We start from the raw sequence: 8,712 nt of genomic DNA, 5'->3' as shown, positions 1-8,712 counted from the left end.
TTTCCGGTCCTGGGTATCCCAAAAGATCCCCTTGCCTTCGATTCCTCGAATCATCACATGATGCAGGGTTCCAGGAGCGTCTAATCTGGCTTGACGAGGCATGGCTCTCTTTTATCAAAATTACCACTCAAATGTAAAGTGCATATTTTCCACCCCCCCCTCACCCCGCCCTCTCCCCCGAAATCGGGGGAGAGGGGAAGGGTGAGGGGGAAATCTCCATCGGGGATAGGGGGGGTTAAACGGCGGCAGCACCTTTTTGCTGCATGATCTCCTCAAGTTTCTCCCAGCGGGCATAAAGCCGCGGCAGTTCCTCCTCGATCGTTTGCAAACGGGCTTTGGCCTGCACTACACCGGCGCCTCCCTCCTTATAGAGGGCAGGGTCCGCAAGCCGGGCATACAGGTTCTGCTGCTCGTTTTCTAAACGCTCGATCTGTTCCGGAAGCGCCTCAACCTCGCGGTGCTCCTTGAAACTGATCTTCCGTCTGCCCTGGGGCTTTTCGCGTGTTATCTTCGTCGCCACTTTCGGCTTCGGCTCCGCCCGTGAAATCGGCGTCGCCTGCCGCAGCCAGTCGTCATACCCGCCCACGTATTCGCGCACCCGGCAGTCGCTTTCAAAGACAAGCGTGCTGGTAACCACGTTGTTGAGAAAGTCGCGGTCATGGCTGACCAGCAGCACCGTGCCGGGATAGTTGAGGAGCAGCTCTTCGAGCAGCTCCAGGGTCTCCACATCAAGGTCATTGGTCGGCTCGTCCAGGACCAGAAGGTTTGAAGGCCGCGTAAAGAGCCGGGCAAGAAGGAGTCGGTTGCGCTCTCCGCCGGACAGGCTGCCCACCAGGCTCCGCGCCTGCTCCGGCGCAAAAAGGAAATCCTGCAGATAACCGTAAGCATTCCGGGTTTTGCCGCCGATGGTCAGCATGGGGTTGCCGCCGGCCACATTCTCAAAGACACTCTTTTCGTCGTCGAGTTGGTCGCGCAGTTGGTCAAAGTAGGCGATTTCCAGGTTGGTGCCCAGGCGCACCCCCCCGACTTGCGGCTGGACCTCACCCAAAAGAAGCCGGAGGAGAGTCGTTTTGCCAGCGCCGTTGGCCCCGATAATCCCTATCCGGTCGCCGCGCACAATGATGGTCGAAAAATCTTTGATGACCGGCTGGTCCCTGTACGCAAAGGTTGCACCGGTCACCTCGCAGACAATTTTACCGCTCATCCCGGCATGCTCAACGTTCATTCGAGCCATTCCCGGGCGCTCCCTGCGCTCGCGCCGTTTTTTGCGCATTTGTTCGAGCATCCGCACGCGGCCCTCGTTGCGCGTGCGGCGCGCCTTGACCCCCTGCCGGATCCAGCTTTCCTCCTGCGCAAGCTTTTTGTCAAAGAGCTTCCGCTGGTTTTCTCCGGCCGTCACCTCCGCTGCCTTGCGCTTCAGATAATCATCATAATTACCCGGCCAACTCGTGAGCCGCCCGTGGGCAAGCTCCACGATGCGGCTTGCCAGCCGTCGCAGAAACATGCGGTCGTGGGTAACAAAAAGAATAGTTCCTTCAAAGCGCGAAAGGAACTCCTCCATCCAGCCGATAGAGTCCATATCAAGGTGGTTGGTGGGCTCATCGAGAAGCAGGATATCCGGCTGCCTGACCAGCGCCCGGCCAAGCATCGTGCGCCGCTTGAGCCCGGCCGAAAGAGTGGCAAAGGACGCTTCCGGTGAAAGCTCAAGCCGCGAAATCACAGACGTAACGTTCTGATCGAGCTGCCATCCCCCTTGGACTTCCAGGCGGTGCTGGATTTCCCCCAAGGAACGCGTAAGGTCCGGATCTTTATCCGCCTCCATGCGGGCGATTAAAGCGTGGTATTCCGCCACCAGCTGGCCCAGGCCGCCGATGCCGCCGGCGACAACGTCAAAAACAGTGCCCGGCATCGATCCCGGCACCTCCTGCTCCAAAACCCCCTCCCGCAGTCCCTGCACGCGCGTGATCTCACCTTTGTCGGGCAGCAGGTCGCCGCTGATGATTTTGATGAGACTGGACTTTCCTTCGCCATTGCGTCCCAGCAGGCAGACCCGCTCCCCCGGCTCAATCGCCAGGTCAACCCTGTCCAAGAGTACCGGTCCGCCGTAGCTCAGGCACACGTTTTTTAGATCAATCAGCGCCATAGGATTCCTTAATCTCCTGCTACTACTCCTTCTGCCCCCCAATGGGCCCTTCCCTACGTGCAGGATAGCACTTTGGCAACAGCCCCACAGCCATAGACTATATTATCACCATTTGGGGCGGGTCGGACCGAATTAATCATTTAAAGGACTGAAGTAGTGGATACCCGATTCCCGGTTTTTACAAATCACTTTTAAATGAGGAGTGATGTGTCCCCCGAATTCCCTGTAAAAAAAGACTTGACCTTTATAGGGGAGTCTGTATAATAAGATATATATTTTGAACGCGTGGTGGGAATTTTTGTAATACCGCTGTCTTCCCCGGTACCTGCCAAAAATCCATCGATCCCTGACCCCCTTGCTTCAGCAACTTTTCAATAAGCAGCAGCGCAATCAGGTTAGCGGTGATGTGGTTATGCCGTTCTGATCTGTGCTGTTGCCGTAATCACTGTGCGAGCATATGGTTACTCCTGCGGCTGGCACGTTAACCCCTATCCAGATTTTCGATCCTGGGAACGATTAGTTGATGCGAACGCTTTATAAAGTTCAGGGATGACAGTCTTGCGCAGACCAAGATTTCTAATCGTGCTTGCCGAAACCATCTGTTTCCCGGGTCAGGAAATGAAAAGGAAACTATTATGTCTTTTGCAGATTTACACTTAGCTTTACCCATTCTCAAGGCGATCGCCGAGTGCGGCTACGAAAAGCCCACTCCAATCCAGGCCGAAGCGATTCCCCCGACTCTGGCCGGCCGCGATCTGATTGCCTCCGCCCAAACCGGCACCGGTAAGACGGCAGCCTTCATGATCCCAACCCTGCAGCACCTCTTTGAGGTTTCCGCGGGGCGGACACGCGGTCCGCGCGTGCTTGTATTGACGCCGACCCGCGAACTGGCCGACCAGATTACCGAGGCAACCCGCAGGTACGGAAAGTACCTGCGGGTGAAAAGCATCACCATCTTCGGCGGCATGCCTTACCCCAAGCAGATCCGGGAGCTCACGAAGCTTCCTGACCTGGTCGTCGCCACACCGGGCCGATTGATTGATCATCTGAATCGCGGTCGCATCAACCTTTCCGGCCTGGAGGTTTTGATCCTGGATGAAGCGGATCGCATGCTGGATATGGGCTTCATCGAAGATGTGAAAAAAATTGTCGCGGCTGCTCCGGATAAACGCCAGACTCTTTTATTTGGGGCAACCCTGGATGATTCTGTGGCTCGTCTGGCCGGATGCCTTTTGAAAGACCCTCTGCGGATTCAGGTTGCCGATCAGAAAAGGACTCCCGAGAATATCGAACAGCGCCTCCATGTAGTGAATGACACTCGCCACAAGGCCTGCATATTGGGACACCTCATTGCAGACAGCAGTCTGACTCGGGCGATTATCTTCTCGGCCACGAAGCGAAATGCCGATTCTCTGGCTCGCATGCTTCACGCCCAGGGACACGCCGCCGCGGCCATGCACGGGGATATGAAGCAGAGCGCGCGCAACCATACCATCAGCAATATGCGGTCTGGTAAGATCAGGCTTTTAGTGGCAACGGATGTGGCCGCACGCGGCCTTGACGTCACAGGAATCAGCCACGTCATTAATTACGACTTGCCGAAAACTTCGGAAGATTACATCAACCGCATAGGCCGGACAGGACGGGCCGGCGCATCGGGTGTGGCCATTTCCTTGGCGTCTTACAAGGACATCAGCGACCTGGAACGAATCGAACATTACCTGGGCCAGCCTTTACAACAGCATGTAATTCCTGGACTTGAGCCAACGTTTCCGTTGTCTACAGTCCTTACGAAAAAAGCCAGTGGCCAGAGGTCATTCTTGCACCGCAGAACCAGCCGGAATACCAGGGGAACACACCCTTTCCATAGAAAGGGGAACGAAGCAGCCAGCGCTTGGGGCCGATATTGAAAGGCCACCGGGGGACCTTTTTAAATAAGCTTTCCGAGGAAGGATGGGTGGGGATTTGGCATGTCTAATCTAAAGAAAATTTCTTCCTGGAGTCGTTGACTGATAGATGTCGGGCATAATGCAAGATTTCATCTGGTAATTGTTATCTGCAATACTGGCCTAAAACCTTCCTTCATATCTTGTGGTCTTTTTGGGTTGACATCCAGCTTCGTTTTTGCTTATATTCAACTCATTCTAAAGTGAGTCCTTATCACTTAAAGGTGGTCTATGTCGGGGCAATAATATCCGACCTTCTGAAAGAAGGCTGGGCATCGCTGATCTTTTAATGACCGGATATTTTTAAATTATTTAACTGGAGGTATTACCAATGGAAATCATAGAAGGTATCAAGACGAGGCAGAGCATTCGCGCTTTCAAGCCCAATCCCATCGCCAGAGATGTGATGGAAAAGATATTGCAGGCGGTGAGCAACAGCCCCTCCTATACCAACACCCAGCCCTGGGAGGTGGTCGTGGTAAGTGGTAAAAAGAAGAATGAACTGGGTCGGAAACTGCTGGAACTGGCGAGGGCAAAGGCGCCGACCAGTCGCGACCTGCCCACGCCCAAGGGCTGGCCGCCGACACTGGAGGAGCGCTCCCGGGCGCATGGCGCCCATAGGCTCGGCGCGCTCGGGGTAGCGAGGGATGATGTGGAGGGGAGAGAAAAATTGCGCCTGATGAACTTTGAGTTCTACGGCGCGCCGTGCGCCGTCTTCCTCTTCATTGACGGGTCGCTGGGAGAGTGGTCGATCTTCGACCTGGGGCTGTTTACCCAGAACCTGATTCTGGCGGCGCACTCGCTTGGCGTGGAGAGCTGCCTGCAGGCCTCGGTGACCGACTACGCGCTGGAGATTAAAAAATTCCTGGGCATAGCGGAGAGCAAAAAGCTGGTTATCGGCATATCCCTGGGCTACCCGGACGAGAAGGCCAAATTAAATACCTACCACAGCCTCAAGCAAAAGCCGGATGAGTTTACGAAGTGGTATGAATAGGAAATAAAGAGAGGGGGCGAACCCCCCCCTCCTAACTTTCTACGTTTTGCCCCCTTATCAGCCGTTCCCCTTATTCCAGCAGCACCTTTGCTCTTTCGGAGGGAGTTTTTTTGACTCAAGGACTTTTAAAGAGCGTCGGGGGGTTATTTCCTCGGCGGTGAACTGACCCAGCCGCAAGCGCGCCTCACGCTGTGTCTCCCGCGCTACGGTGGGGAAATGGGCCTCTTTCAGCGCTTCCCTGATATCGGTGTCCTTTAACTGTCCCTCGAGCAGTGACGGCAGCGTAGCGAAAACCTCCTCTGTTGGGGTCTTGGGTCCAGGCTAATCTTGGGGGCAGGCTAAAGTAATAAAGTATTGTTTATTTGTCCGCCTCAGGCGGACTCGCAATGACTCTTCTGCCGACTTTTTACGAGGTCATCACATTTAATTCAGGAAATTTTAATTAACTATTGAAGATGTGACCCCATTACACATACTTGTAGCCGGAAGCTTGAGGTATCTGCAATTTTCTGCTTAACAAAATTTTAAACCCTGGGCGTTTGCAGTGCAAAATAGCATCGAACTTTCGGTCAGGTCAAGTTTCGTTTAGGAAAATGGGTGATCCCCTTACCCCTTTCACTATTCTGTGGTTTACGTGGTTTTATGGAGGATGAGGAAGAAACCGCGGATCGAAACGCTCAAACCCGAGGCCGCGATTCACCGGGCAACGAACGGGAGAGTAGTCGATAATGGCCGCCTGAACGCACCGATAGCAGCGAATACAGCTCTGAATATCTTCGGGTCGCCCCTCCTTTACCTTCCGGGGCCAGAGAGGGTCGGCCAGGAGGGCCCGGGAAAGGGCTATCAGGGCAATCGATCCATCGGCAATGGCCTCGGCAGCTTTCCCCGGATCCTGAAAGTTCGGAGCCATGACCGGGATGGAAACGTTTTTTTGAATCGCGGCGGCATCCTCGCTCATAGATCCCTCGCCCCGGGGAAAGATACGGGTCACCGACCCATAACAACCGTGGCTCACCGAGAGGTAGTCGGCCCCGGACTCCTGGATCGCTTTAGCCATTGGGATGGATTCTGGCAAATCAAGCCCTCCGGCGATATATTCTCTGGCGCTGAAACGGTAGCCCACTAAGAAATCCGGCCCCATCTCCTTCTTAATCTCTTGAATCATGTCCCGGGAAAGTTTCCAGCGCTTCTCGGGAGAGCCACCGTACTCGTCACGGCGATGGTTGAAGTAGGGGGAGGTGAACTGGCCAAGGAGGTACCCGTGGGCTCCGTGAAGCTCGACGCCGTCGAATCCAGCCTTTTTAGCTCGACCCGCTGCCTGAACCATAGAAAACTTTAAGCCTTGAATCTCTTCCTGGGTTAAAGGACGCGGTTGCTCCGGTTTTTTATGGAGGAGGTTTTTTAAGTTATCAGGAAGTCCATCCTGGGGTAAGGGGGTCGGCACGTCAGAAGGCCCTACCAGGGGCCTGTTTTCATAAGATTGCAAGGCCTGAGCTCCTTGGCCCGGGAGAAGTTGAAGCAGAGCTTTTGCTCCTCCCCAGTGGATAACCTGGGCCAAGTCCCGCAGACCCGGGAGGTGTTTGTCCGATGCCGCCCCCAGCCCATAGCCTGGGTTGAAGGCATAGCGACCTGTGACGCCGGTAATCTCTACGATGACTAAACCGACTCCCCCTGAGGCGCGGGCGAAATAATAGCAGAGACTCTGATCCGTCACATTGCCCCTGAGATCACCCATTCCCACATAGGTGGGCGCAAGGACAACCCGGTTGGCCAGGCGAATTTTACCCAGAGTGATTGGCTCAAATAGAGCTTCATGTTGAGGTAACATTAACTCCTCGATTTTGGGGATTCCTGGATCGGGGGACGTAGTGGAAAATTAACACCTTTAATCCTCCCCTCCTTTTTTAGAACAGCCTTGGCGGTAGCCGAAGTGCAGACCCCTAACTTCTTCGCTATGTCCGCCATCGCAATCCCATACTCTCGACTCAAAATCCATGAACATGGTTCCCCAACAACGGCCAGGCCAGGATGCGGGTGCCGGTTTGTTCAGATAGGTCTCCTAAACGAGTGACGAAGTCTTTCCGGTCCTGGGTATCCCAAAAGATCCCCTTGCCTTCGATTCCTCGAATCATCACAGGGGGGGGGCGCCTTGGCGTGACATTTGGTTTGGAGGGCTAACTGATCACCGCGCATTCTTATTCCCCGCTTTTGGTAGGCCTGGGTTTAAAATCCAGGGAAAAGGTTGTAGGGGAAATCTGGTTTTAGCGCATAATACCAAAAACCCTTGACCAGGTCAAACCATTAAAATCGGGTCTAAACCCCCATCCTTCTTTGAAAAAATCTGTGAGAGGGAGAGGGGCCTGGTCCCCGTTTCTTCCTTGCCCCGGCTGGCTAAATGCCGGAGGGTGAACCCTTCCTTCCTTGATCGATACGAATGGCCCATAGCCTGCAACAAGAGGATAAGCGATGAAATTGTCAGATCAGGACAAAATGGGAAGAGAAAATGAACTCACCAAATTTTTTCAGAATCTGGATAGGCATAATTGGAATTGCGTCAAGTGGGAATTGACAGACTGGCGAATGAATTTTGTGGTGGAGAGCCTCGAAAAATTCAGAGGGGGGCGTGGGTAGTAATCCGGGGGTTTCGGTTTTGGATCGAAGGGGGGTGGGGGATCAGATCGACCGAGTCGGCCAGGGAAAAGGACGGGAGAAGCAACCAGGCCTACCTCTTCCCCATACGGCTAAGCCTGTCATCCTGGGTCGATGCCCGGAAAAGTAAAAAAAAGTGTTACAAGAAAGGGATTGCTATAACAGATAGACCCATCGATAGAGAAAAACGCTGATGAAATCAACGTAAATATCAACGTAATAAAGAGGTGGGCGCAGGCCCCGAGGCGGATCTTGGGATCCGCACATTTTCGGAGATCCGAAATATCTTGGGCGAGTTCGAAAAATGGGTTAAAAGCCCTAATGATTTCCTGATAATCCTCATGCCTTTTAAGTTTCTTCAGCAATTGACTTGCGCAACTTGCAGCGGATGCCATTGTTTTCGCTTTAAAACCTGCTTCGAGGTAAGCATCATGGGAATTAAGGTGGCCAGAATATCCAGTGAGCTGCCCCGCTACCCGGGCGAAGGGCGATAGCTACCCCTCGGTTGATCGAGACGAAATAGAACCCCCGCCAACCGGCACTATGAGTTTTCCCTTCCAGCTCCCGCCGAGGCCGGATGCACCAACTCTCTGGTACCCGGTTTGATGAGTTCCATAAATCTCCTTAGGGGAAGGAATTAGGGTTACTCATTAAATTGCTCTATTTTCTAAGGCCTCCATTAGTGCTTCGTGAGTTGGAATTTAATTGCAACTAAATTGCAACTGAACCGAATGGGAGGTTGCAATACCTTTGTGCCCGTAACATATTGAAAACAATAAGATTGCAATCACATAATCCATTGCTGGCTGAGGAATGATTTGTTTCTTTAATTTTAATGGTTGCAATTCGGCTTCTTGGAGCCAGGGTACCAGCGAGCTGCTAAGGTAATACCATGAGCATGAATTTTCCCCTCCTTTACCATTTCCCTCAGCAAGACTTGAATCTGGCTGCGGGAATGGCTCGGCAACACCTGGCGGAAT

At 53.5% G+C, this 8,712-nt stretch carries 8 protein-coding genes; 3 read left to right on the top strand and 5 right to left on the bottom strand.

Annotated elements, in window-relative coordinates:
* Both Q7V48_10000 and Q7V48_09995 read right to left on the bottom strand, forming a co-directional pair.
* The coding region (locus tag Q7V48_10000) for a transposase (protein MDO9211061.1) at positions 1-102 on the bottom strand (102 nt) is incomplete at its 3' end.
* A 133-nt stretch (positions 103-235) separates the two neighbouring features.
* Positions 236-2,143, bottom strand: coding sequence for an ATP-binding cassette domain-containing protein (locus Q7V48_09995; protein ID MDO9211060.1), 1,908 nt, complete (start codon positions 2,141-2,143; stop codon positions 236-238).
* 635 nt (positions 2,144-2,778) lie between these two features.
* On the opposite strand from Q7V48_09995, the gene Q7V48_09990 reads away from it, so the two are divergent.
* Positions 2,779-4,053, top strand: a complete 1,275-nt coding sequence (locus Q7V48_09990; protein MDO9211059.1) for a DEAD/DEAH box helicase — start codon at positions 2,779-2,781, stop codon at positions 4,051-4,053.
* Positions 4,054-4,420: 367 nt separating this feature from the next.
* Complete coding sequence (locus tag Q7V48_09985; protein MDO9211058.1) at positions 4,421-5,083, top strand: nitroreductase; 663 nt, start codon at positions 4,421-4,423, stop codon at positions 5,081-5,083.
* A gap of 640 nt (positions 5,084-5,723) precedes the next feature.
* On the opposite strand, the gene Q7V48_09980 is transcribed toward Q7V48_09985, so the two are convergent.
* Both Q7V48_09980 and Q7V48_09975 read right to left on the bottom strand, forming a co-directional pair.
* The gene (locus Q7V48_09980; GenBank protein MDO9211057.1) at positions 5,724-6,911 is read right to left on the bottom strand and encodes an NADH:flavin oxidoreductase; all 1,188 of its coding nucleotides are present in this window, start codon (positions 6,909-6,911) and stop codon (positions 5,724-5,726) included.
* Positions 6,912-7,068: 157 nt separating this feature from the next.
* Positions 7,069-7,215 (bottom strand): hypothetical protein, encoded by a 147-nt coding sequence (locus Q7V48_09975; protein MDO9211056.1) that lies wholly within the window; start codon positions 7,213-7,215, stop codon positions 7,069-7,071.
* A gap of 518 nt (positions 7,216-7,733) precedes the next feature.
* Here Q7V48_09975 and Q7V48_09970 point away from each other — a divergent pair.
* A complete protein-coding gene (locus tag Q7V48_09970) occupies positions 7,734-7,862 on the top strand; it encodes a hypothetical protein (protein ID MDO9211055.1) in 129 nt (42 codons plus the stop codon).
* 571 nt (positions 7,863-8,433) lie between these two features.
* On the opposite strand, the gene Q7V48_09965 is transcribed toward Q7V48_09970, so the two are convergent.
* On the bottom strand, positions 8,434-8,712 hold a 279-nt coding region (locus tag Q7V48_09965; GenBank protein ID MDO9211054.1), incomplete at its 5' end, for a hypothetical protein.

The organism is Deltaproteobacteria bacterium, from assembly GCA_030654105.1.
In the GTDB taxonomy this organism is placed as follows: Bacteria; Desulfobacterota; SM23-61; order SM23-61; family SM23-61; genus JAHJQK01.
The sequence above is the reverse complement of the archived record's forward strand: the minus strand, read 5'-3'. Positions and strand labels throughout refer to the sequence as shown.